At 60.1% G+C, this 23,974-nt stretch carries 22 protein-coding genes; 9 read left to right on the top strand and 13 right to left on the bottom strand.

The window, feature by feature from the left end:
• Positions 1-2 precede the first annotated feature (2 nt).
• The 4 genes from LHL23_RS16815 to LHL23_RS16800 are packed head-to-tail and all read left to right on the top strand — an operon-like array spanning position 3 to position 4,067.
• The gene (locus tag LHL23_RS16815; RefSeq protein WP_226430775.1) at positions 3-938 is read left to right on the top strand and encodes a 3-keto-5-aminohexanoate cleavage protein; all 936 of its coding nucleotides are present in this window, start codon (positions 3-5) and stop codon (positions 936-938) included.
• A 12-nt stretch (positions 939-950) separates the two neighbouring features.
• Positions 951-2,369: an aminobutyraldehyde dehydrogenase gene (locus tag LHL23_RS16810; protein ID WP_226430774.1), complete on the top strand. Its 1,419-nt coding sequence runs from the start codon at positions 951-953 to the stop codon at positions 2,367-2,369.
• Positions 2,369-3,109, top strand: coding sequence for an SDR family NAD(P)-dependent oxidoreductase (locus LHL23_RS16805; RefSeq protein ID WP_226430773.1), 741 nt, complete (start codon positions 2,369-2,371; stop codon positions 3,107-3,109). Before LHL23_RS16810 ends, LHL23_RS16805 begins: the two co-directional genes overlap by 1 nt.
• 19 nt (positions 3,110-3,128) lie before the next feature.
• The gene (locus LHL23_RS16800) at positions 3,129-4,067 is read left to right on the top strand and encodes a 3-hydroxyacyl-CoA dehydrogenase NAD-binding domain-containing protein (RefSeq protein ID WP_226430772.1); all 939 of its coding nucleotides are present in this window, start codon (positions 3,129-3,131) and stop codon (positions 4,065-4,067) included.
• A 597-nt stretch (positions 4,068-4,664) separates the two neighbouring features.
• Here the strand turns inward: LHL23_RS16800 and LHL23_RS16795 are convergent.
• Genes LHL23_RS16795 through LHL23_RS16775 form a run of 5 tightly spaced genes read right to left on the bottom strand, consistent with a single transcriptional unit; the run spans position 4,665 to position 10,961 of the window.
• Positions 4,665-5,486 carry an enoyl-CoA hydratase/isomerase family protein gene (locus LHL23_RS16795; RefSeq protein ID WP_226430771.1) on the bottom strand — a complete coding sequence of 274 codons (822 nt, stop codon included), beginning with the start codon at positions 5,484-5,486 and terminating at the stop codon, positions 4,665-4,667.
• A 3-nt stretch (positions 5,487-5,489) separates the two neighbouring features.
• Positions 5,490-7,517, bottom strand: coding sequence for an acetate--CoA ligase family protein (locus LHL23_RS16790; RefSeq protein WP_226430836.1), 2,028 nt, complete (start codon positions 7,515-7,517; stop codon positions 5,490-5,492).
• Positions 7,518-7,540: 23 nt separating this feature from the next.
• Positions 7,541-8,656, bottom strand: a complete 1,116-nt coding sequence (locus tag LHL23_RS16785; RefSeq protein ID WP_226430770.1) for a mandelate racemase/muconate lactonizing enzyme family protein — start codon at positions 8,654-8,656, stop codon at positions 7,541-7,543.
• Complete coding sequence (locus tag LHL23_RS16780; RefSeq protein WP_226430769.1) at positions 8,653-9,777, bottom strand: zinc-binding dehydrogenase; 1,125 nt, start codon at positions 9,775-9,777, stop codon at positions 8,653-8,655. The genes LHL23_RS16785 and LHL23_RS16780 overlap by 4 nt, the downstream gene beginning before the upstream one ends.
• Positions 9,774-10,961, bottom strand: coding sequence for a TauD/TfdA family dioxygenase (locus LHL23_RS16775; RefSeq protein WP_226430768.1), 1,188 nt, complete (start codon positions 10,959-10,961; stop codon positions 9,774-9,776). The genes LHL23_RS16780 and LHL23_RS16775 overlap by 4 nt, the downstream gene beginning before the upstream one ends.
• A gap of 117 nt (positions 10,962-11,078) precedes the next feature.
• On the opposite strand from LHL23_RS16775, the gene LHL23_RS16770 reads away from it, so the two are divergent.
• Positions 11,079-12,020: a GlxA family transcriptional regulator gene (locus tag LHL23_RS16770; RefSeq protein WP_226430767.1), complete on the top strand. Its 942-nt coding sequence runs from the start codon at positions 11,079-11,081 to the stop codon at positions 12,018-12,020.
• A 762-nt stretch (positions 12,021-12,782) separates the two neighbouring features.
• On the opposite strand, the gene LHL23_RS16765 is transcribed toward LHL23_RS16770, so the two are convergent.
• The 7 genes from LHL23_RS16765 to LHL23_RS16735 all read right to left on the bottom strand — a co-directional run bounded on the left by LHL23_RS16765 (position 12,783) and on the right by LHL23_RS16735 (position 20,375).
• Entirely contained in the window at positions 12,783-13,193 is a 411-nt protein-coding gene (locus LHL23_RS16765; protein ID WP_226430766.1) for a universal stress protein, read from the bottom strand.
• Between the two features lie 125 nt (positions 13,194-13,318).
• Positions 13,319-14,611, bottom strand: coding sequence for a TRAP transporter large permease (locus LHL23_RS16760; protein WP_226430765.1), 1,293 nt, complete (start codon positions 14,609-14,611; stop codon positions 13,319-13,321).
• Positions 14,608-15,222, bottom strand: coding sequence for a TRAP transporter small permease (locus tag LHL23_RS16755; RefSeq protein ID WP_226430764.1), 615 nt, complete (start codon positions 15,220-15,222; stop codon positions 14,608-14,610). Before LHL23_RS16755 ends, LHL23_RS16760 begins: the two co-directional genes overlap by 4 nt.
• A 68-nt stretch (positions 15,223-15,290) precedes the next feature.
• A complete protein-coding gene (gene dctP, locus LHL23_RS16750) occupies positions 15,291-16,298 on the bottom strand; it encodes a TRAP transporter substrate-binding protein DctP (RefSeq protein ID WP_226430763.1) in 1,008 nt (335 codons plus the stop codon).
• A gap of 69 nt (positions 16,299-16,367) precedes the next feature.
• Positions 16,368-17,483 (bottom strand): alanine dehydrogenase, encoded by a 1,116-nt coding sequence (gene ald / locus LHL23_RS16745; RefSeq protein ID WP_226430762.1) that lies wholly within the window; start codon positions 17,481-17,483, stop codon positions 16,368-16,370.
• 25 nt (positions 17,484-17,508) lie between these two features.
• Positions 17,509-19,020, bottom strand: a complete 1,512-nt coding sequence (locus LHL23_RS16740; protein WP_264181268.1) for a CoA-acylating methylmalonate-semialdehyde dehydrogenase — start codon at positions 19,018-19,020, stop codon at positions 17,509-17,511.
• Between the two features lie 32 nt (positions 19,021-19,052).
• The gene (locus tag LHL23_RS16735) at positions 19,053-20,375 is read right to left on the bottom strand and encodes an aspartate aminotransferase family protein (protein WP_226430761.1); all 1,323 of its coding nucleotides are present in this window, start codon (positions 20,373-20,375) and stop codon (positions 19,053-19,055) included.
• Between the two features lie 144 nt (positions 20,376-20,519).
• Between LHL23_RS16735 and LHL23_RS16730 the strand changes: the two genes are divergently transcribed.
• The gene (locus LHL23_RS16730; protein ID WP_052254122.1) at positions 20,520-21,086 is read left to right on the top strand and encodes a cupin domain-containing protein; all 567 of its coding nucleotides are present in this window, start codon (positions 20,520-20,522) and stop codon (positions 21,084-21,086) included.
• A 406-nt stretch (positions 21,087-21,492) separates the two neighbouring features.
• Entirely contained in the window at positions 21,493-22,125 is a 633-nt protein-coding gene (locus LHL23_RS16725; RefSeq protein WP_226430760.1) for a tyrosine-type recombinase/integrase, read from the top strand.
• A 181-nt stretch (positions 22,126-22,306) separates the two neighbouring features.
• On the opposite strand, the gene LHL23_RS16720 is transcribed toward LHL23_RS16725, so the two are convergent.
• Positions 22,307-22,684 (bottom strand): winged helix-turn-helix transcriptional regulator, encoded by a 378-nt coding sequence (locus tag LHL23_RS16720; protein WP_222477660.1) that lies wholly within the window; start codon positions 22,682-22,684, stop codon positions 22,307-22,309.
• Between LHL23_RS16720 and LHL23_RS16715 the strand changes: the two genes are divergently transcribed.
• On the top strand, positions 22,635-23,627 hold the full coding sequence (locus LHL23_RS16715) for a nuclear transport factor 2 family protein (RefSeq protein ID WP_226430759.1): 993 nt from the start codon (positions 22,635-22,637) through the stop codon (positions 23,625-23,627). The two genes, LHL23_RS16720 and LHL23_RS16715, sit on opposite strands and share 50 nt — an antisense overlap.
• Before the next feature lie 132 nt (positions 23,628-23,759).
• Positions 23,760-23,974 (top strand): hypothetical protein (locus tag LHL23_RS16710; protein WP_226430758.1); only part of this gene is annotated, 215 nt, incomplete at its 3' end.

Raw genomic sequence — 23,974 nt, 5'->3', positions numbered from 1 at the left:
CCATGGCCAAGCAGAAATCCGTCATCATCACCTGCGCCCCGACCGGCGGGATACATACCCCGACCATGTCCGAGCATCTGCCCATTACGCCCAGCGAGATCGCCGCGGCCTCGATCGAGGCCGCAGAGGCAGGAGCCTCGATCATCCACCTGCACGCGCGCGACCCGGAAACCGGCAAGCCCGATCCGGACCCGGAACTGTTCATGGAATTCCTGCCGCGGATCAAACAGGCGACAGATGCGGTGATGAATGTCTCCACCGGTGGCGGGTTGGGCATGACCCGCGAGGAGCGCCTGCGCGCCGCCACCCGCGCCTCGCCCGAGATGGCCAGCATGAACATCGGGTCGATGAACTTCGGCATCTTCCCGATGAAGGACAAGTATTCAAACTGGAAACACGCGTGGGAGCCGGAATTCCTGGAGATGACCCGCGACTTCATCTTCCGCAACACATTTGCGGATATCGAGTATTGCCTGAAGGAACTGGGCCAGGGCCACGGCACCAGGTTCGAGTTTGAATGCTATGACCTGGGCCACCTCTATAACCTCGCGTGGATCCGCGACCAGGGCTGGATCGACGGCCCGATCTTTGTGCAGATGGTGTTTGGCATCCTGGGCGGTGCCGGGGCCGATCTGGACAACCTGATGCATATGCACACCATCGCCAACAAGTTGTTTGGCGACGATTACGAATGGTCGGTTCTGGCGGCCGGGCGCCACCAGATACCCTTCACCACCCAAAGCGCCCTGCTGGGCGGCAATGTCCGCGTCGGGATGGAGGACAGCCTGTATATCGGACCCGGGGAAAAGGCCGTGTCCAGCGCTCAGCAGGTAAGGAAGATCCGCAGCATCATCGAAAACCTGGGCCAGAAGGTTGCCACCCCGGCAGAGGCGCGCGCACGCCTGGGCCTGAAGGGCGGCGATCAGGTCGCATTCTAAGGGGGAGAGACCATGCAGACCAAGATGCTGATCAACGGCGAACTAGTTGCCGGTGACGGGGCGGCGCTGCCGGTCACCGATCCGGCCACCGGGACTGAGATCACCCAAGTGCGTGAAGCCAGCCCGGAACAGTTGGAGGCCGCGGTGCGGTCCGCTGAGGAGGCTTTTGAGGGCTTTTCGCGCAGCACCCCGGCGGAACGGTCGGCCCTGCTGCTGGCAATTGCGGACTGCGTGGAGGCACATCAGGATGAGCTGGCAGGGCTTGAAAGCCTGAATGCCGGCAAGCCCTGGCCCTCTGCCCGCGACGACGAGATGCCGCTGACCATCGACACGTTCCGGTTTTTCGCCGGCGCGGCGCGCACTATGACCGGTTCCGCGGCGGGGGAATATGTGGTCGGCCACACCAGCATGATCCGCCGCGATCCGGTGGGGCCGGTGGCCGCCATTGCGCCCTGGAACTACCCGCTGATGATGGCGGCCTGGAAACTGGCGGCGCCGATCGCGGCGGGCTGCACCGTGGTCCTGAAACCCTCGGAACTGACACCGCTGTCGACGCTGCGTATGGCGGAGCTGCTGAACGGGATCCTGCCGAAGGGCGTGCTGAACGTGATCCACGGCACCGGGCCGGGTGTCGGCGATCAGCTGATCAACAGCCCCCAGATGGAGGCCATCACCGTGACCGGCAGCCCGGCCACCGGCATGGCGGCGATGCGCGCGGCGGGCAATCAGATCCGCCATGTGCATCTGGAGCTGGGCGGCAAGGCGCCGGTGATTGTGTTTGACGATGCCGATATCGAGGCGGTTGCCGAAACCATCCGCTACGGCAGTTTCTTCAATGCGGGCCAGGACTGCGCCCAGCCCTGCCGGGTGCTGGCGCAGGAGGGTGTCTACGGCAAGCTGGTCGCGGCGATAGAGGCGCAGGTCAGCCGGATCCGCACCGGTGCGCAAAAGGCGGAGGGCACAGAAATGGGACCGGTAATCTCAGCCGGTCAGCGCGACCGTGTGGCCGGATTTGTCGACCGCGCCCGCGCGGCTTGTGAAGTTGTGGCCGGCGGCACGGCAGAGGAAGGCGCAGGCTATTTCTACCGCCCCACTGTGCTGGCCAATGTCAGCAACGATGCCGAGGTTGCAACCAGAGAGGTCTTCGGTCCCGTCGTTTCCATCTCCCGCTTCAGCGGGGCCGAAGATGCCCTTCGCATCGCCAACAGCGGGCGCTACGGACTGGCGTCGTCGGTCTGGACTGCCAATGTCGGACGCGCGATGGAGATGACCAGCCGCCTGCGCTATGGTTTCACTTGGGTCAACACCCACGGCGTCGGTACACCGGAGATGCCCTGGGCGGCGATGAAAGGGTCCGGCACCGGCTGCGACATGAGCGTCTATGCGCTCGATGCGTATACTTCGGTCCGGCATGTGATGGTGGCACATTGATGCGGCTCAAGGGGAAAACAGCATTGGTTACCGGCGGCCGGCAGGGGATTGGCCGCGGCATTGTCGACGCATTTCTGGCTGAGGGCGCAACTGTCATCACCTGCGGCCGTGGCGCCCGCCCCGAGGGGCTGCCGGACCCGGTTGCTTGGCACAGCGTTGATGTTGCCGATGCTAAACAAGTGACAGAGCTGGTACAGGCTGCTGGCACCATTGACATCCTGGTCAACAACGCCGGTGTCCAGGTGGAGAAAACCGTTGTGGACAGCACCGACACCGATTGGGAGCTGGTTATGGGCGTGAACTGCCGGGGCGTGTTCAACATGTGCCGGGCATTCATTCCGGTTATGTCCAAGGGTGCGTCGATAATCAATATCGGCTCCATCTCAGGCAACACAGCGGATCCCTCGATGGCGCTTTACAACGCATCCAAGGCCTTTGTGCATGGGCTGACACGCTCCATCGCCGTGGACCATGGGCCCGATGTGCGCTGCAATGCGATCTGCCCGGGCTGGATCGAAACCGGCATGCTGGAGGCCGGCTTCGCCCTGTCGGGTGATCCTCAAGCGGCGCGTCAGGACGCTCTGGCCCGGCACGCTACTCGCCGTTTCGGCCAGCCTGCTGATATTGCCGCAATGGCAGTCTGGCTGTCCTCGGACGAAGCGGGGTTTGCCACCGGGCAGCTGTTCACCATAGACGGCGGCATGACCGCTGCATCACCAATCAACACCGGGTTGTTTTAGTCGAAGCGGAGCTGTTCAGATGGCGGATATCACACACACAGCGGTGCTGGGCGCCGGCACCATCGGCGCCAGCTGGGCGGCGCTGTTCCTGGCCTCTGGCCGGCCGGTTGCGGTCTACGACCCTGCCGAAGGCGCTCAGAGCACCGTGCAAGCCTATGTCGATCAGGCTTGGGAGACCATGAGCGAACTGGGGCTGACCGCGCGGGGAAACCGGGACCGGATCACCTTTGCGCGTTCAGCGCGGGAGGCGGTTGAAGGCGCTGGTTTCATTCAGGAAAACGTGCCCGAACGGCTGCCGGTCAAACATGCGCTCTTTGCCGAAATCGAGCCGGTAATTGCTCCGGATGCTATTGTCGCAAGTTCTGCCTCCGGTTTGACGCTTGGCCAGATGCAGGCCGGCTGGCAAAACCCCGGCCGGTTCATTCTGGGACACCCCTTCAATCCTCCGCATCTGATCCCCCTGGTTGAGGTGATGGGAAACGGCCTGACCGATCCGGACGCGGTGCCGGCAGCTGAGCAGTTTTACAAGGATACCGGCAAGGTCACCATCCGGGTGAAAAAGGAAGTACCCGGCCACGTCGCCAACCGGTTGCAGGCAGCAGTCTGGCGCGAGGCGATCCATCTGGTGCAGACTGGGGTGGCCAGCGTGGGCGATGTCGACAAGGCGATGTCGGCAGGACCTGGTCTGCGGTGGGCGGCGATGGGGCCGACAACCCTGTTCAGCCTTGGCGCAGGATCCGGCGGGCTGCCGGCATTCTGCGATCATTTCGCCGATACGTTCAACGGCTGGTGGGATGACCTCGGCAAGCCTAAGCTGACCCCTGAAATATCAGAAATGCTCGCAAAGGGGTTAGCCAGCGCAAATGGCGATACGTCAATGGAAAGACTGGCAGCACTCCGAGACCTGAAGATTGTGAAAATGCAAGTGGCGTTGGCAAGCGTGAAAGAGGACGAGTAAACCCAGAAGGAAGAATTCGGGATATGGAATGGCCGCTAACTCACCATGCCCGATTGCGGAACCGCAGCCCTTAAACTGCCGGAATACCTTCGCAAAATTCAACCGAAGTTACTTCCCAATTTGCCCTCGCTGGGAGGGTTGGCAGGTTTCCTGCGTGTAGTCATTTAGTTCCTGAAAGGCCGCACTGTTCACCAGCGGCCTGCTTGATGGCCGCGCCGCAGGTGAAGAAAGTTTGAAGGCTAACATTGCTTCTGTCAGTGCAGGCTTTGAGCGGTTTCCGCTCTGTTTTCCCGCCGCATTCATTGGCTTGAATTCAAGGCGATGGCTTGCTGCGCGCCACCCGAATCCCTGTTGCCATCTGGGGATCCGCACTCTTTTTCCGGGACGATCGGCAAACGTCTGCAACTGCGGGCGCTTTGCCAAAAAAATTGGCGGGCAGTGGAATCGATGATCCTGTCATACGTGCCGCAAATTTTTCACTGCGCAACCGCAAGGCGGCAACTAAACGCCAGCGGACAAACGATCTGCCCGCCGGGGGTGTCTGCATTGGTCGGCACCTTTAGGCACATAGCTTCCGGCTTCGAGCCGACAAAGCCGTCAATCCAATCCCAGGTAGCGTGCGTTTGCTTTGTCTAAAGCGGCTTTCAGTCCCTGTTCCATGGTTGCCTTGGAAAAGGCCTCATATTCGGGGACCGGCTGGGCTCCCAGGATGGCAACTTGCTCCAGATAGTAATCGGTCGCTGTGCGCAGGCCTTGCATCTCATAAACCCGGTTCAGATACATCTTGTGCATCCGCTGCATCTCGCGCGGCATGCGGGCCATCAAAAGAGCCTTCTTGTGAGTGGCTTCCTTCAGCTCTTCCAGCGGCACCACCTCAGTGACCAGCCCCATCTCCTTTGCCTCCGCCGCCGTCAACTCGCGTCCCGTCAGCAGCAGGTCCTTGGCGGTCTTCATGTTTACCAGCCAAGGCAGGAACATACAGTGGCCCGAGATGCCATAGCGCACCTCGTTGTAGCCGATGCGGGTATCATCTGAGGCAATGGTGATGTCGCAGAACAGGCTCAGCTCGAAGCCCTTTCCGATGGCAATGGAATTCACGGAAGCAATTACCGGCTTGGTCACCCGCCAGGGCGTAGTGAATTCGTCAAACTGTTTGAAGTAGTGCGCCCTGTATTCGTAGATCGAAGTGCGGTCTTCCTCGGCATCCTCATCCAGGTCGTGACCCGCGCAGAAACCACGGCCTGCACCCTGGATCACGATCACATTGACGGCGTCATCAGCATCGGCACGCTCCAATCCGGCTTGCAGCTCCGCTATCAGCTTCAGGTTCATCGCGTTCAGCTTTTCCGGCCGGTTCAGGGTCAGCCAGCAGATGTGGTCTGCGTCCACTTCGTAAATCAGATGGGTGTAGTCGGTCATGGGTCAGCCTTTCAGAGTCAGGACCGCGTCAGCAATGACAGAGCGGTTTCGGGTGAGCAGGAGCGGGTTCACTTCCAGCTCTGCAACTTCAGGGTGTTCAGCGGTAAAGGCGCAAAGCGCCTCGATGACATCCAGCGTTGCGGTCAGGTCCGCCGCAGGCCGGCCGCGGTAGCCAAGGATCAGCGGCGCCAGTTTCAAACCTCTCAAAGCTGCCTCAATATCAGGGCGCGGCGCGGGCATGATAAGAGTGGTGGTGTCCTGCATCAGTTCCACCGCGATGCCGCCAATGGCCAGCGTCAGGGTGAGGCCGATGCCCGGCACGTGGCGGATGCCGACGAGCAATTCGCCGACAGGGGCCTCAATCATCTCCTCGATCAGAAAACATTCGGCCTCAAGCTCCTGTTCAGCGAGGCGGCCAGCCATGACGCTGATTGCAGCAGGCAGGTCTTCCGGCGCGATGTTCAAAGCCACAGCGCCTGCCTCTGTCTTGTGCAGCAGCCCCGGCACAATGGCTTTCACCGCGCAGGTGCAGGGGATTTCCATCAGGTTGTCCGGACCAAGTACAACCCACTGGCGCGGCACGTCCAATCCCGCTTCGGCGAGACGGGTTTTCGCCTCCGCTTCACTCAGTGTCCTGCCAGGCTGATAGGCCGGGCAGTCCTCAGCACCCAGTAGCATGGTTTCGGGTTCCAATAGGTCCCGCATTGCGCCGTAGCGCACCGCATGGGCCACTGCCCGCAGCCCGTCCTCGATCCCCTGCAAGGGCGCCATGCCGCTGGCAATCATCCGATCGCGGGCCGCGCGCGGCAGTGCCTCGGCCAGGGTGTTGACGAAAGCAGCCGGGCAGTTCCCCTTGGCCTCGGCCAACGCGCCGGTGGTGGCATCCCAGGTAGACATGTCCCAGCCTCCTTCGGGCGGGTAGCACATCACTTGGGCAAAGAGATCATAGTCATCCTGCGCAAAAGCCTGGTAAATCGGCAGCTGGTCGCCTTGCGGCCAACTATGGGCGTCGGAGATATCCAAGGGGTTCGCAGGCCCGACATAGGCAGGTAGCGCCGCTTCAATCGCAGGCGCGGCCTCAGCCGAGGGCGGCACCATCTGCAGGCCTGCCTTCTCGGCAATATCGCCGCCCAGCACCGCGTATGAGCCCGATGAGGTGATGAAGCCGGTTTTCATACCCATGGGAATGGGGGTGAAACTCAGCATTTTCACAGTTTCGATGGCCTCCGAGGGCGTTGTGACCTCGATCCAGCCAAAGCGGCGGAACAGGGCCGAGGCCACCGCCGCATCGCCCGACAGGGACGCTGTATGGGATTGCGCAGCGCGGGTGCCCGCCTCGCTGCGGCCGCCCTTGATGGCGACCACCGGGATGCCTTTACGGGCGGCCTTCGCAGCGGCCTGCGACAGCTTTGCAACATCGGCGATGCCCTCGAAATAGACATTCACCGCCGTCACCCGGGCATCGTCCAGCACCGCGTCCAGCATGGACGCGACACTGACCATCGCCTGGTTGCCAAGCCCGATCATATAGGCAATCGGCTGCGAGCGGTCGGCGCAGCCAAGATCGCTCAGATAAGCGCCGCCGTTGGAGATCACCGCCACGCCCTTGGCCGGCGCATGGTTGCCGAAGTGATCCATCATGAAGGCATTGCCATCCAGGAAGTTGGCTATGCCCGGGCAGTTGGGGCCGATCACCGGCATCTCTCCGGCGGCCTCGACCAGTTCGGCCTGCCGCGCAGCGCCATCGGCGCTTTCGGAGAAGCCGGAGGTGATGCAGACCACCCCACCGCAGTCCTTCCCGGACAGGGCGCGGACGGTTTCGATCACCGCTTCCTTGGGGATCACCAGGACGGCGATATCCGGCGTCCAGGGCAGATCGGCGGCAGAGGGCACACAAGCCAGCCCCGCGATCTCTGCCCGCTTGGGGTTCACCGCGATGGCCTCGCCGATGAAACCATTCGCCTTCATGTATTCGATTGCCGGGGCAATGCCGCCGCCGCCGAACCAGGCCACACGGGCCGGATTCAGCATACGTTTCAAACGGTCCGCCTTGGTCACAGTCTGTACTCCGCCACCGGATCGCCCAGCACCTCCGGATCGACCTCCACACCCAGTCCCGGGGCGCAATCTTCCGGCACCTTCACCCGGCCATTCACCACCGGGAATGGGTTCTTCACCACCGGCACGGCGGGCAGGTGGTAGTCGTAAAGGCCAAATGTCGCCGCCGCGGGCAGGCCCTGCGCCAGGTGGGACACAGCCGCCAGGGTCAGGCCGGTGCCATAGAAATCCTCGATCCGCATCGGGATATCCAAGCGCAGGCCGGTTTCCACCAAATGGCGGTGCTCAGAAATGCCGCCGGTGCAGCCCATCTTGAGCACGGCCACATTGATCACCCCGTCCTCAGCGGCGCGGATGAAGCTGTCCTGGTCCTCAATGGCCTCGTCCAGCATCAGCCCCATTCCGGTGTGGCGGGCAACGGTGCGGCATTGCTCGTAAGTCTCGCAGGGTTGTTCGATCAGCGGCGCCAGATCGCGCACCAGCGGCATCACCTGCATTGCCTGATCGACGGTCCAGGCGCGGTTCACGTCGAACCAGCAACGCTCATCCTCGCGCATCGCCTGCTGGCAGGCGCGGATGCGGGCGACTTCGAGCTGCGGGCTGCCATGGCCGATCTTGATCTGGAACAGCTTGTACCCTTGCGCGCGGAATTCCTCGATCTGTGCCACCTGTTCCTCAGGCGAGGCGGTGTTCACCAGGCACAGAACCGGCATGTCCTCAACCACCCGGCCGCCCCAGAGGTGGACCAGCGGCAGGCCGCGCGCCTTGCCCTGCAGGTCCCACAGCGCCATATCGATCACCGATTTGGTCGGCTTGTGGCCGCGCATGGCAAAGCGGATGTCCTCCATCCGGGCGCGGTGGTTCAGCGGATCCTGCCCCAACAGTGCGGGCGCGATCAGTTCAATCCCCGCGCGGGCCGACTGCGGAGAGGTCGGCAGGTAGTAGGAGGGCGCGGTCATGGTCTCGCCCCAGCCGGTCAGCCCTTCGTCGGTGTCGATCCGCAGCACGGTGGTTTCCAGCGGGATCTCCATGTTGAGGGTCTTGGTATAGCGGGTCTCGACCCCCCATTTATCCAGCACCACGCAGTAGACGGTCAGTTTGGTGATCTTCATGCCATTGCCTCCTGTGGCGGGATCAGCACCATGCTGCCCACATGATGTTTCTGCAGGAACGCCTCCTGCGCGGCGGCGATTTCACACAATGACCGGGTGGCGGCGACAGCCGGTTTCAGCCCGCCCGCGTGCAGGATTTCTATGAGCCGCGGGAAGGTCTCCTGCAGGTAGGCTGTGGAGCCAAAAAAGCTGAGGTTCTTGAGGTAGAGCGTGCGCAGGTCGAGGGTCACATTCGGCCCGGCAATGGCGCCTGCGGTGACATAGCGCCCGCCGCGTTTCAACAACGAGAGGTATTCGGCGAAGCGCCCTCCGCCCACCACATCGGCAATCAGGGTGAACTGGCGGCCCTCGGTAGCAGCCAATGCGGCGCTTGCATGGTTTCCGGCGGCACGGTCAATCACATGGTCTGCGCCGATGGCCCGCACGTCCTCCGCCTTGGCCGCGCTGCAGACGGCCACGACCTCCGCGCCATAGTGTTTGGCGATCTGGATCAGGAAAGTGCCAACCCCGCCTGAGGCGCCGGTCACCAGCACCACGTCGCCGGCTTTGAGACCTGCCATCAGCATCATGTTCATCGCAGTGCCGCCGGAACAGGGCAGCGTTGCCAGCTGCGCATCCGTGAAGGGCAGATCATCCGCAACGGTCACCGCGTTGCGCGCCGGGACCTTGGTGAACTGGGCAAAGGCGCCGTCATGTTCCGAGCCCAGAAAGCCCGCATTCTCTAACCACTCCGGGTCTTCCGGATCGTAGATGTAAGGGGCGCAAACCACCCGTTCGCCGATACGGGCCGAATCTACGCCCTCGCCTGCGGCGGCAATGCGGCCGACGCAGTCGGCCCCCTGGATACGCGGAAATCGGATGTCGCCGGCCCAGTCGCCCATGCCGTCCTCATCAACGCCAAAGCCGGACTGTCCGCCGATTTCGGTGGTGCCGTCGCTCACGCCGGTATTGTACCAGCCGGTGCGGGTGTTGATGTCGGTGTTGTTCATGCCTGCGGCGGTGACGCGGACCAGCACTTCACCCGAACCAGGCTGCGGCACCGGCACGTCGGTGCGGTAGTTCAGGCACTCCAGCCCGCCGTAGCCGGTCAGATGCACGGCCGCCATTTGTTTGGGGATCATGATCGCGCCTCCTGCTCTGCCTCGGCCCGGAACCGCCGGTGGAGCGTGCGGATGCTGGACTGCAGGTCGTCGCGGTCGGAGTAGATGCCCTCGATGAAGCGCGTGCCGCCCTTGGCGTCATACCCGGCCCGCCCGTGCAATGCGCGGCGATTGTCGAATGCCAGGAGGTCGCCAGGCTCGTAGCGGAACACCATCTCGTAGCGCGGATCCTGCGCCCGGGCGCAGAAGGCGCGGTAAGCCTTGTAGGCGCGGCCCTGCACTTCCAAGGGCGCCTTCAGCGGCGCACGCAGGAAGGTGTTGTAGCGCACGCCGGTGATGTTGCCCTTGGCATCAGTTTCCACTACGGGGCCGCTGGCGCGGTAGTCCGAGCGGCGGGCGCGGTTGGAGTATTCCCAAACATCCGTCACCAGCGAGTGGAAATGCTCTGGCTCCTCCTCGCGCAGGTCCTCGGCGATCCTGTAGGCGTCCACATAGATGCCCTCGCCGCCCGTAGTCGTATTGCCGCGGGTGTAAAGGAATTGCAGCCCGTGCGGGGTTTCCCGGGTTGGCATGTCGATGTGCTGCAGCAGTTTGTCCGGCGTGAAAGCCTGGCTGTCCGGGTCGTCCTTGATCTCCAGCACATATTGGCGGCCGAAGTTGCTTTCACGGACCGGACCGATGCGGGTGACGATCTCTTCTAGAAGCCCGTCCTGTTGCGGCAGCCCGCGCAGCCGTGCAACGCCATAGTCACGCAAGGCCTCCAGCCATTCCAAAAAGACGCGCGGGTTTTCCAGCGCCTCCGGGCCGTCAAACGTCAGCGGCTCCGGCAGATCCTCGCCGCGCCACAGGATCGGCGGCGCAGGCTCTTCCTCGCCGAACCAGGCGGTTCCGCGCAGCCAGCCGGGGTGGTAGGCGCTGGTAGTGTCATCGGAGAAGCTCACTTCCACCGCTCCGCTTTCAAGGATCCCGGCCCCGGTGACGGCCACCTTTGCCTCGATCCCGTTCGGAGAGATGCACATCTCCCGCGCCTTGGGATGGATCATTGCCGGATCGGGGCTGTTTTCCCGCAGCAGCAGTACGTGGTGCTGGCTGGTCTGACCATCAGACCAGGTTACCTCCAGCGCCTCGCCAGTGTACTCCAAACGCTCTGCATGGTGATAAACCGGCCAGACATCAAAGTCCGGTGTCCAAGGCAGCTCAGTCATGTTCTCTCCTCCACTGACAGAGGATGTTAGATACAAGGACGCAAAGCTGCTTGACCCATTTTGGCAACTTCCTAACGTAACTTAGCAAACCACTGAGAGGCCAGTCTCAAGTTCCCTATGCCCCAAGCCGACATCATCCTGACCAGCAACTTCCCGATCCTGTCACTCACCCTGGTGACCGAACCGTTGCGCGTAGCCAACCGTGAAAGCGGCGGCACATTGTGGCGCTGGCGGTTCCTGTCGGTGGAAGGCGGTGTGCTCAGCAGTTCCAGCGGCATAGACATCCCAACCGAGGCGCTGGACCGCAGCAGGGAGGACGTTGTGCTGCTGTTGTCGTCCAATCATCCCGAGACAGCGGTGGCCGGGTCCCTGCTAAACTGGCTCAAACGCCGGGCGCGCGAGGGGGCGTTGATGGGCTGCGTCGACACCGGTGCGCTGATCTTTGCGGAGGCGGGGCTGCTGCGAAGCCGCCCCGCCGCGGTGCATTTCGAGGCGCTGCGTGGCTACCGCGAGAAATTCGGAGCGGAAATGTTTGCCGACCGGCTTTTTGATGTCTCCGGCAACCGCTGCTCCAGCGCAGGCGGTGTGGCCACTTTCGACATGACCCTGGGATTGATCGAACATTTTAACGGACGGAAACTTGCCGATCGTGTAGCCGAAATCCTCACGTACCGGCCCACGGGGCACACTGGTCCGCAGCAGCGGCTGCTGACAGATACGTCGCTGGCGCGGCTGGACCGCAACTTGGCCAAAGCAGTGGAGCTGATGATCGCCACGCTTGATCAACCCCTGCAAATTGCGGAAATCTCCGCCCGGGTGGGCGTACCACTCTGGACCTTGGGGCGGCTGTTCAAACGCCATCTGGGGGAAACGCCTGCTGCCTACTACCGGAATCTGCGGCTGGCCGAGGCTCGCAACCTCCTGCTCAATTCCAGTCTGCGCATCAGCGACATCTCCAGCCTATGCGGCTTCGAAAACCCTGAGAGTTTTGCACGGGCGTACCGGCGGCAATTTGGAGCGACTGCGACAGATGACCGCCATTTAAGCGGGAATTCGTGATTAGAACAGTGGCAAACTCAGATCGACAGCCCTTACAACAGATATCTGTTGTAAGGTGAAGCGAGCGGCGGTTCTGTCCCGCACCGTGCAGTTTCACGGCTTCAATATTCGCTGCACCTTACATGAATGGCCGAGATCTCCGCTGCAGCGCAGACCGGTTTTCCATGCCAGTGCAGAATTGTTCTACCACTTTGCTCGTGCAGCACAATTTTGACAGGTCCGGTATGGGCTCAAACCGGCCGATCTCCGCGCCGCGGCGGCCCTGGGCGCGTCCTGCAGGCCCCGGCGGGCGAGGTCGGCCCATTGCGGTCACTCGCCACAGTAACCGGGTGCTGCGGCGCGACCCGTCAGAGGAGACATTCGCTGCGCCTGCGATATCGTGTGACATGTGAACTCACAGCCTGCCGGACGAAGTTTGAGTTCGTCGCTCATGCGCCTGTGGCCGGTTTAGGTGCTTCGTGCTTGCCGCGAAAAGTACCTCTGGCGGCAGAGCAGCTGTTCGCTGCAATCTTTTCCAACCACTGCCTCCATAGGCGCCCTCATTTAGGCCAATCCCTAATGACCGGGCAGAACATTGCGTACCGGCAATGCAACGGTTCCAGACTGCGCCGGTGAGCATCGCAGGCAAACTCTCTTCTAGGTGTCCACCTTCAGGTGGCAGCCAAATGGTCCAATCGACGTTTCTTAGAAAGCTCCAACCCTGCTTTGACTGCAAACCAATTCCGCAGGGCTGATTGATCAATCTGTGGCTCATTTCAGCCGTTACAAGCGGAGGACATGAACCGAACAATGTGCGTGGCGAACTACGAGCGCGGCGGTCGAACCCAGGAAAAACTCCTTCATCCCGGGTTTGTGGGAGGCAAGGACGATACAGTCGATTTTGTGTTTGTTGGCATATTCCGTTATCGCGCGGCCCGCTGACTGGCTTTCCAGAATGACGGAGTTCACATCCGCTTCACCCTGCAACCGGTCAGCCAGGCTTGCCTGGGCTTTCTGGTAGGATTTTTCGACAACATTTTGCTCCATGTAATACATGATCTGTTTGTTCGGCGGCTCGTGAATATGGGCTGCGGTGATTTGACCACCCTCGGACAGGAGGGCACGTGCCGTGGACAGTGCCTGCTCGCTGATGCCATGTTCCAGGGACAGCGCTACGAGTACGTTGCTATACATATTGTTCCTCTCGTGTTCGGTTTCGGGGGGCTGCAAGTGTGCGGCTGCCTGTCCGGCATCCGCCGTTGGCAGGGGCGCCCCCGGTCCGGGGGCGCATTTGCTGAAGCCGGAAATGGGCTGGTCTCTTACTTGCTGAGCAGGAGGTCAGGCAGGAAGAGCGCCAGCTCAGGGATAAAGGTCGTCAGCATCAGCGTCGGCAGCCAGGCGAAGATGATAAAGATCAGCGTAGGCCACAGCATACGCGATACCGGTTCGTCACAGACCTGAGCACCAAGATAGAGAAGCGGCGCCGTGGGCGGAGTGATGTTTGCCATGCCCAGGTTAACGCCGATCACAGCAGCAAAATGGATCGGGTCCATTCCGGTACTCTGCGCGATGGGCAAAAGGATCGGGGTCGCCAGAAGCAGGCCCGAGATATCATCCATCAGCATCCCGATCAGGATCATCACAATGTTGATCATAAGCAGGATCACAATCGGGTTGTCTGACACCGAGTAAACCAGATCTTTGGCCAATTGCGGTGCGCCTTGAGAGATCAGGTTGTCCGACACGATCAGAACCATGAAGATCATGACCATCACGACGCCGATTGTGACGCCGGAATTCTGGATGGTCTGGGCCAGCGTTTTCCAGGTCAGGCCACGATAGAAGTAAATCGCGATCGGGATCGAATAAACTACGGCGATACCGGCGGCTTCGGTCGGGGTCATGATGCCACCGTAGATCCCTCCCAGAATGATGAGCGGCATCATCAGCGCCGGGCCGGCCAGGCGCGCCTGGCGGCCAAAGGTAGGCAGAAAAGGCCTAGGGCGTTCTGTCAGGATAATGTCATCGTATTTCCGCAGCATAAACTGGTTAACTACGATCAGAAGCGTGATCAGGATGAACGCGGGGATAACAGTGGATAGGAAGCATTTCAGCACGTGCTGCTGTGCAACCCAGCCATACAGGATGTGCGACGAACTCGGCGGGATCAGGAGGCCCAAGGGGCTGGCCGCTACGATGAGAGCGGCGGACTGCCCGCCGGGATAGCTGGCCTTTTTCAGGTGCGGCATCATGATGCCGCCAATGCAGGTCAGGGTAGCGTTGGCGCTGCCGGAAATCGAACCAAAGACCCCGCAGGCCAAGACGCCCGCAGCGCTCAACCCGCCCTTGATATGGCCGATGAACATTTCCGCCAGCGAGACCAGAGGCGCCGCGATCCGCCCTTTTTCCATGATGCCGCCCGCAATCATGAAGAGCGGGATGGCCAGCAAGACCAGTGACCGGATTCCTGTGGACCCCGTCGGCAAATACCCTGTGATCGACTGATCACCGACCATGGCAATGAAAATCAGGACCGCCCCGAAGGCCACAAAAACGCTGACCCCAAGAAGCAGCATGGCGCAGACGATAAGAAGACTACCGGTGATGATCATTTTGCAGCCTCCTTGGCAGCAGCTGATTTGAGCGGGAGACCGAGACCCTGACGGATATGCACGTACAGATACGCGGTGGTGAACATCGCCATGAAGCCAAAGGCGATCATGATTCCGATCCGCCAGGTGACAAAGGGGATGCGCAGCACAGGGGTTGCGCGCAGCCGCGGGAACGAGAAGTCGTCAAGCAGCGAGACATAGCACGCGTACATGAGAAACAGGATCACCAGCAGCTCGACCGTCAGCACGATGAACCCGCGCCACCAGATCATCCGCGGGTTTTGGATGACGATGCCCAGAATATCCGCGTTGATATGCAGATTGCGCGCAGAGGCCAGAACAGCGCCTGCAAAGAAGCCCACGATGCTAATGCCCAACAGCCATTCTTCGTAGGCGAAAAGATCGCCGCCAAAGCCGTATCTGATGACAACAACCGCGCCAAAGGTGAATGCCATCAGGAACCCTGACACCATTACAATCTGTCTCATGACAAATGCGACCGCCTTCATCGGGTAGCCAATGATGACCGGCAATTCGTCGGTTATTTTGTTCCGAATGCCGTGAACTTCGTTCCCGGCGGCTGGTGGTTGTTCGCTTACCGAAACGGACATCTTTCTCCCTCCCATTGTTTCGCTCAAGAACAAAAAAGGGCCAGCTGGTCTGCCGGCCCTTTTCCTGATCAGTTGTTCTTGGCTGCCAGCAGGCGGTCGATGATGTCCTGACCAACGCTTTTTGCCATCTGCGGCCAGACCGTTTCCTGAACATGCGCGGCCATCGCAGCCTGTTCTTCATCGCTCAGGCGAAGGATGGTGTAGCCCTTATCAAGCAGCTTCTGACCGAAAACCTCGTCGTTTTCGCGGTTGTAGCTGAAGAAATCATTCGACGCTTTGGTCAGGGCTGCCTGCAGCGCGTCACGCTGTGCGTCATTCAGCTTGTCCAGCGTCCGCTGCGATGCATAGAACGTTGTCAGTTCGGAGATCGAGTTGTACTCGACGAAGTGGGTGCCGACATCCGACTTGGCGAAGATGGAGTAGGTCGCGGTTTTGGTGCAGCAGATCGCACCATCGACGATACCGGCTTGAAGCGCGGGGAAGATGTCCCCCCATGCCATGGTTGTTGCCTGGTAGCCCAGTTCTTCAACCATCGACTTCACAACGCTGGACGACCAGACACGAATGTTCATGCCTTTGTCTTCAAAGCTGCTCCAGTTCTGGGGCTCTTGCGAAGCAACGATGCCGATGAACCCTTCAGGGTTCTGAGCCATCACCCGGACGCCGTATTCGTCGGTGATCTCCTGCAGGATGGTGTTGAACTCGGAATCCATGTTGAGCAGCGTATTTTCCATGTCATCCCATCCCCCAAGCAGGAACGGCATGGAAAGAAACTCAAGGCGCGGATCGGTGTCGGCGTAGATAAATGCGGAAGCCAGATCGATGTTGCCGCGGGCGACATCTTCGAACAAGGCTTCACCGGAACCGAGCTGGTTTGCAGGGAACACGTCGATCTTCAGGCCAACATTGGCTGCTGCAACATCTGCGGCAACCTGTTCCATCATTTTTGTGCCCTGGTGGTCGATCGGGAACACGCCTGCAAAACGCAGGGTCATGTCTTCGGCGAAAGCCGCGGTCGACATCAGAGTGCTCAGCGCGCCAGCGGCCAGACCTTTGGTAATCTTGTTGAAACTCATCGGGTAGTTCTCCTCCTGTTTGACGAATAACGCCCGCACAGCGGTATGCTGTTGCGGGCGCGGATTTGCTTAAGTCAGCAAATTTCTGGGATCCTCGAAGCCGTATCCGAGGTCATCGGCCACAGCCTTGCAGGTCACCTCGCCGTAGGCCACGTTCAGGCCATTCAGCAGGTGATGGTTGTCGGCCAGCGCTTGCTGCCAGCCCTTGTTCGCAATGGCGATGGCATGCGGCAGGGTCACGTTGTTCAGCGCATAGGTCGAAGTCCGGGCCACCGCGCCGGGCATATTGGCGACACAGTAATGCACAACATCATCAACGACATAGGTCGGGTCTGCGTGTGTCGTTGCCTTGGAGGTCGCAAAGCATCCGCCCTGGTCAATGGCAACATCCACGACCACTGCACCGGGTTTCATTTTCGCAATCAAATCACGCGAAACAAGCTTGGGTGCGGCGGCGCCGGGAATCAGAACTGCCCCGACCACGAGGTCGGCATTGGAAACCTCTTCCTCCAGCGCGGCCTGGGTTGAGTAAACCACCTTGGCGGATGCCTCAAAATGGTTTTCGAGCTTTTCCAGAACGGCCGGGTTACGGTCCAGAATGGTGACGTCAGCGTGCAGGCCAACGGCCATCTGCGCCGCGTTGAAACCGACAACGCCGCCGCCGATGACAACAACCTTGCCGGGCTTCACCCCAGGCACACCGCCCAGGAGAACCCCGCGCCCGCCCTGGGCCTTTTCCAGGGCACCGGCACCGGCCTGGATCGACATCCGGCCTGCAACCTGGCTCATCGGCTTCAGGAGCGGCAGACCGCCGCTATCGTCCGTTACCGTTTCATAGGCGATGCAGACCGCGCCAGAGTTCACCAGATCTTTGGTCTGGTCCGGATCTGGCGCCAGGTGAAGATAGGTGTAGAGGATCTGCCCCTCGCGCAGCATCGCGCGCTCCACCGCTTGCGGCTCCTTCACCTTCACGATCATTTCGGCGTGGGCAAACACCTCGGATGCGCTTGTTGCGATCTCCGCACCAGAAGCACGATAAGCATCGTCATCTGCTCCGATGCCCAGACCCGCTCCGGTTTCGACCAGCACTGCATGGCCGTTGGTAATCAGTTCAGCCACGCTCTCGGGTGTAAGTCCGACGCGGTATTCGTGGTTTTTGATTTCCTTGGGTACACCAATGTACATCGTTATCACTCCTGGAAAGAGAGGCTCACTTGGCAGTCGGCATGACGAATTCAGCACCTTCCGAGATGCTTTCAGGCCAGCGCTGCATGATGGATTTCTGCTTGGTGTAGAAACGAACACCCTCTTCACCATAGGCGTGCATGTCGCCAAACAGGCTCTTCTTCCAGCCGCCGAAGCCATGCCACGCCATCGGCACCGGGATCGGAACGTTGACTCCGACCATGCCGACCTGAACTTGTTTGCCGAACTCACGCGCGACATTTCCGTCCCGGGTGAACAGCGACACGCCGTTGCCGAACTCGTGGTCGTTGATCAGCTGCAAACCTTCGGCAAAGTTCTGCACGCGGACACAGGCCAGAACCGGGCCAAAGATCTCTTCGCGGTAGATCTTCATTTCCGGGGTAACGTTGTCGAACAGGGTACCGCCCAGGAAGTAGCCGCCTTCGTGCCCTTCGACGGTGTAGTTGCGGCCATCGACCAGCAGGTCAGCACCTTCTTCGACGCCGCTATCGATATAGCCCTTGATCCGGTCGCGCGCGGCGGCGGTGACGATCGGGCCCATTTCCGCGTCCAATTCGAAACCGTTTTTGATTTTCAGGGTCTCGGCGCGTTCTTTCAGAACCGGCATCAGCTTATCCGCAGCATCGCCAACTAGCAGCGCAACCGAGATGGCCATGCAGCGCTCTCCGGCTGAACCGTAGGTTGCACCGATCAGTGCGTCAGCAGCCTTGTTCATGTCGGCATCAGGCATCACCAGCATATGGTTCTTTGCGCCGCCCAAGGCCTGGACGCGCTTGCCGTGGCGGGCGCCGACTTCGTAGATGTAGTTGGCAATCGGGGTCGAGCCGACAAAGGACACAGCCTTGACGTCTTCGTTTTCCAAAAGTGCATCCACGGCAACCTTGTCGCCCTGAACGACGTTGAACACGCCATCGGGGAAACCTGCCTGCTTCATCAGATCCGCATAAAGCAGAGAAGCAGAAGGGTCGGTCGGCGACGGTTTCAGAATAAAAGTATTTCCGGCGGCAATGGCGATCGGGAACATCCACATCGGCACCATGACCGGGAAGTTGAAGGGCGTGATGCCGGCCACAACACCCAGCGCCTGGCGTGTGGTCCAGTTGTCCATGCCGGTGGACACCTGCTCCGTGTAATCACCCTTAAGGAGCTGCGGGATGCCGCAGGCAAACTCGATGATATCAATGCCGCGCTCGACCTCGCCCTGGGCATCGGTGAAGACCTTGCCGTGCTCGACAGTGATGGCGCGGGCCAGGTCGTCCTTGTGCTGACGCACCAGCGCCAGGAAATTGTTCATCAGCCGGGCCCGGCGGATCGGCGGCGTGTTCGACCACGCAGGAAAGGCCGCCTTGGCCGCGGCGACCGCAGCGTTCACGGTTTCGACGGTTGCCAGGGACACATCGCCGGTATGTTCGCCGGTTGCAGGGTTGTAGACAGCCTGGGTGTTTTCGCCGTCGGGAGCTGTGTTTTGGCCACAGATATAGTGGCCGATCGAAGCGATCGGGGCAGCATCTTTCATGATTGCAGTCCTTTGGATTTAGAGGGGAAGGGTCACGGAAGCTCGGCCAGAACTTCGCCAAGCGTCTGAACAAGCGTGCTGATTTCAGGTTCCGAGATGATCAGCGGCGGAGAAAGTGCGATGATGTCGCCGGTTACCCGGATCATGATCCCAGCGTCCCAGGCGCGTTTCATCGCCTCATAGGCCCGCGCGCCCGGCGCGCCTTCGCGCGGGGCCAGTTCGATGGCGCCGACCAGCCCCAGGTTCCGGATGTCGATGACATTGGGCAGATCCCTCAGGCTGTGGAGCTGATCCTCCCACGGTTGCGACAGCAGAGCGGCGCGGCGGAACAGGTCGTTCTGTTCGTAGCTTTCCAGCGCCGCCAGTGCGGCTGCGCAGGACACCGGGTTGGCCGAGTAGGTGTAGCCGTGGAACAATTCGATCGGCGCGTCGGCATTTTCCATGGCGGAATTGTAGATCGCGTCGGACACGATGACCGCGCCCATCGGGATGACGCCGTTTGTTAGCCCTTTGGCGGTGGTGATGATGTCAGGAGTAACGCCGAAGTATTCCGACGCGGTCGATGCACCCAGCCGGCCGAAGGCGGTGATGACCTCGTCAAAGATCAGCAGGATGCCATACCGGTCACAGATCTCGCGCAGCCGTTGCAGATACCCCTTGGGCGGCAGCAGCACTCCGGTGGACCCTGCCATCGGCTCGACGATGACGGCCGCGATGGTCGAGGCATCATGCAGCGCAACGATGCGCTCCAGATCATCGGCCAGTTCGACGCCATGCGCGGGGCAGCCGCGGGTGAATGCGTTCTTTTCCAGATCATGAGTATGACGCAGGTGATCGGTACCGGTCAGGAGAGTGCCGAAATGCATGCGGTTCTTCACAATGCCCCCGACCGAGATGCCGCCAAAGCCGGTGCCATGATAACCGCGTTCGCGCCCGATCAGACGTGTGCGGGCGCTGTCGCCGCGCATCCGGTGGTAATGCAGCGCAATCTTGAGCGCGGTGTCGACCGACTCAGACCCCGAGTTGGTAAAGAACACATGGCTCATCCCCTCTGGCATCATCGCCGTCAGCTTGCCCGCCAACTCGAACGCCTGCGGGTGGGCAAACTGGAAATTCGGAGCGTAGTCCAGCTCGTGAACCTGCTTCTGCACCGCCTCTACAATCAGCGGATCACGATGGCCTGCGTTAACGCACCACAACCCCGCGGTGCCGTCCATAACCCGGCGGCCGTCCGAGCTGGTGTAATACATCCCTTCGGCAGACTGGATCATGCGGGGCTCGCGAAGGAAATCACGATTGGCCGAAAACGGCATCCAGAAAGACGACATGGTATTTGACTGAACGGGCATGTCCATTCCTCGCAAGGCAGATTATTATTTGATGAGAGATACTTGCAAAGTTTCAGCCTTTCGCACACCCGGCTTTGTAGGAATGTGTAAGTCATTGAAAAACTGATCGGGCCAGCCTAAGGTGCTTTCGATCAGAAGCAGGAAATCACAATGGGCGACTCTTCGGCACCCGATCTGGAAACCGCAAGACGCCTGCGATTGATTCGAACCTCAAAAGGTCTCAGCCAACGCGAGATGGCCAAGCGCGCGGGGGTGGGAAGCGGTACGATTTCCCAGATCGAGAGCGGATCAACCCAGCCTTCAGTGGCTCTGCTCAAGAAAATTCTCGCAGGTGTTGATGTTAACCTGGGTTTTTTCTTCAGCTTCGAACTGAAGAACGAGGACAACTTTTTCTTTCCTCACAGCGGCATGCGGGACCTGGGGTCGCCGGGCGTATCCTACCTGCTGGTCGCAGGTGAGCGGCGGAATCGAAAGCTGCAGATGCTGATTGAAGAGTACGGTGTTGGTGCAGACTCGGGCCGTGGAGCCCTGTCGCATGAGGGCGAAGAGTGCGCGGTCGTCATTGAGGGTCGTCTGGAAGTAACAGTAGATGGACAATCCCGAATTCTAGGCCCAGGAGACGCTTATTACTTTTCCAGCATCCTGCCACACCGGTTTCGCAACGCCGGCGACAAGGTGTGCAAAGTCATCAGCGCGTGTACGCCTTCATCGTTCTAGGCAGGGGCGAGTGTCCGGGCCAACGATGTTCCAAGATGATTTTTTCAGGTGGTTCCGGCTCCTGTGTCCAAATCTTTGGTTTCAGACAGTTCATAGAATTGTGCCGAGTGTTCACTATGTCCTTTAGCACAGGCCCCGGCCCTTTGAGGATGCTGCGTTGCGCCTGACTGGCTGGTTTGACGAAGCTGCACTGCGGAGGCCATAGGGGAGAACGGCAGCTTGGCTCTGAACATGCTTCGGCCAATGGCGGCTTTGAAGGCATTCCTTACCGTTAGCTGTCTAGTGCAGCATTTAGTAGTTTCGGGCTCACACCAGACCTTCTCTGCAGCCACAAGGCGGTGTGATAAACTGGACCGCCAACGTCGGGTTGGCGCTGAGGCGGAGTGAGGCGGATGGGAGAAACATCATGACCATCGCCAACTTGCCTGCTATTCGCGCCTGCCGACCGGCCTGGAACAAGGGCCGCGTCGTCGGCCAGAAGCGTCCCCTCATGCCCAAACATGTCTGGGCCATCCGGGTGCGCCTGGAAATCGCAATGAACCATCGCGACCTGGCACTTTTCAACCTGGCCATCGACAGCAAGCTGCGTGGCTGCGACCTCGTCACTCTGAAGGCTGCCGACATCTATTCCTCTGGTCAGGTCAAGGAACGGGCGTCTATCATTCAGAGCAAGACCAAGCGGCCAGTTCGTTTCGAGATCACCGATGGGACGCGCAAATCGATCTTGCGGTGGATGGAGGAGCCGATCATGACCGGTTCCGAATTCCTTTGGCCGGGCAGGTTCCACGAACGGCTGCACATCTCGACACGCCAATACGCTCGCCTCGTGCGGGAATGGGTGAAATCCATCGGGCTGGACCCAACATCGTACGGCACGCATTCGATGCGCCGGACCAAAGTCGCCCATATCTATCGCAAGACGGGCAACCTGCGAGCGGTTCAGCTCCTGCTGGGCCACACCAAGATGGATAGCACCGTACGTTATCTCGGCATTGAACTGGAGGACGCGTTGGCCATAGCTGAGGCGGTCGAGATCTGACCCAATTGGGCCGTTCTGCATGGACGGCCCTAACCGGACTATAGCCATCAAAATGGACGCTGCGACGCAGCCCTTCAAAGGAGACGTTCGCTCCAAGTGTGTAAATAGAGGTCACGGCGAGGTCGACATAGCGCAGACGAAGCTGTCTATCGAAGGCCTTGGCCGAACGTCTGCTCTTTGGTCAGCTGGCTTGCTCCCGGTCGTATTGCATCCGGAGTTTTCTAACTTCGTCCATTTGCTCGTGAGACCAAAAAACAAGCGGCTTCAGCATTTCAAGCAAGCTGCGGCCCAGTGGTGTTAACTTATAGGAGACAGCAACCGGAGGACCGGGGTCTACTGTGCGCGTCAAATAGCCGTCGCGCTGCAATCCGCGAAGGTTCTCAGTCAGCACGCTTTGTGTGACGTCGCCAATGCAGCGTTTGAGGTCGCCGAAGCGTTTTGGCTCGTCCTCAAGAGCCAGAATGATAATCATCCGCCATTTGCCCGTCACGTTAGACAGGACAGAGCGGATGGAACAGTTCGATGCTTCTGCTTTGTTGGCAACGCCTATTGGTAGCATTTTTGGCTCTGGTATCAAAACTAAACTTCTGAATATCTTACCCCGCTTGCAGATGCAGTTCAATGTTTCTCCTCTGCGGGTATGGTCAAACGTACCTGGTCAGTTCAAGGTACGTAATTGCGATATGGTATGGTTTAGCTACTACGTATTCAGGCAATACGAATCAAAGGATCCAACCATGTCTCTCAAAGAACTTGTCATCGCGCTTTTCACGGCTGCGTTTGCCGATCATGACCCCGAAGCCGCCCGCCAGCTCGTGACACCCGGATACATTCAGCACAACCCGCAAATCCCAACCGGCGCAGAAGGTTTGGTTGGGCTGATCCCACTGGTCGAACAATCGGGCATGACAGTTACTACACACAGGGTCATCTCCGAAGGCGACCTCGTTGTTCTGCACAGCACGTTTGAAAACGCTGATGCATTTGGAGCCCCGACCTTGGCAGCGTTTGATGTCTTCCGGGTTGAGGACGGCAAGGTTGCTGAACATTGGGACAATCTTCAGCCCGTGCCGGAAACAACTGCATCCGGCCGGGGTATGACCGACGGGCCAACTGAAATCACCGACCTCGACAAGACCGAGGAAAACAAGGCGCTGGTCCTTGGCTTCGTGCGCGACGTCCTGGGCGGTGCGGCACCTGAGAAGGCACCGATGTACTCAGAGGTCTACATGCAGCACAACCCGCACCTTGCCGATGGTATCGATGGCCTGATGGCAGGCACAAAAGCCTGGGCCGAGCAGGGTTTTGTTATCACCAAGTTCGAGCCCCAGATCGTTGTTGCAGAGGGCAATTTCGTTTTTGTCGCATCAGACGCAACCGTGAGCGGCAAACCCTGGGCCTTCTTCGATCTCTGGCGTGTTGAAGACGGGAAGATCGTGGAGCATTGGGATGTCGTTTCAGCAACGCCGGAAGAAATGGCGCATAACAACGGAAAATTCTGAGCTGCACGACAAAATGGCGGGCCTGATCTGTTTGGCCCGCCAATCGGCGGCCGTTCCTGAAGGTCGCAGCAATAGGTACCTTGGGCTCGGAGCTGACTTGCGGCGACGCAGTAGTAGGGCCCAAGCTCGGCCATGCGTGTCATCGCTCCCGGCCCAAACCGGCCTTTGGCGGACAGGTCCGAGGCCGCAGCGCAGCGTTCCCAGATCGGGCGTTTACGCTCAGTGCAGCATTTTGACCTGCCAATGACTGGGCTCAATATTGCCTGGCGCGACTTGCATCCGCAGAGCCACAGACAGGCGTCACTCAGCATTTTTTCAGTTTTAGTGTGCCCGCATTCCAGATACGT

The organism is Leisingera sp. McT4-56, assembly GCF_020514995.1.
GTDB classification, from domain to species: Bacteria; Pseudomonadota; Alphaproteobacteria; order Rhodobacterales; family Rhodobacteraceae; genus Leisingera; species Leisingera aquaemixtae_A.
This window is presented reverse-complemented; position numbering and strand designations above follow the sequence as displayed.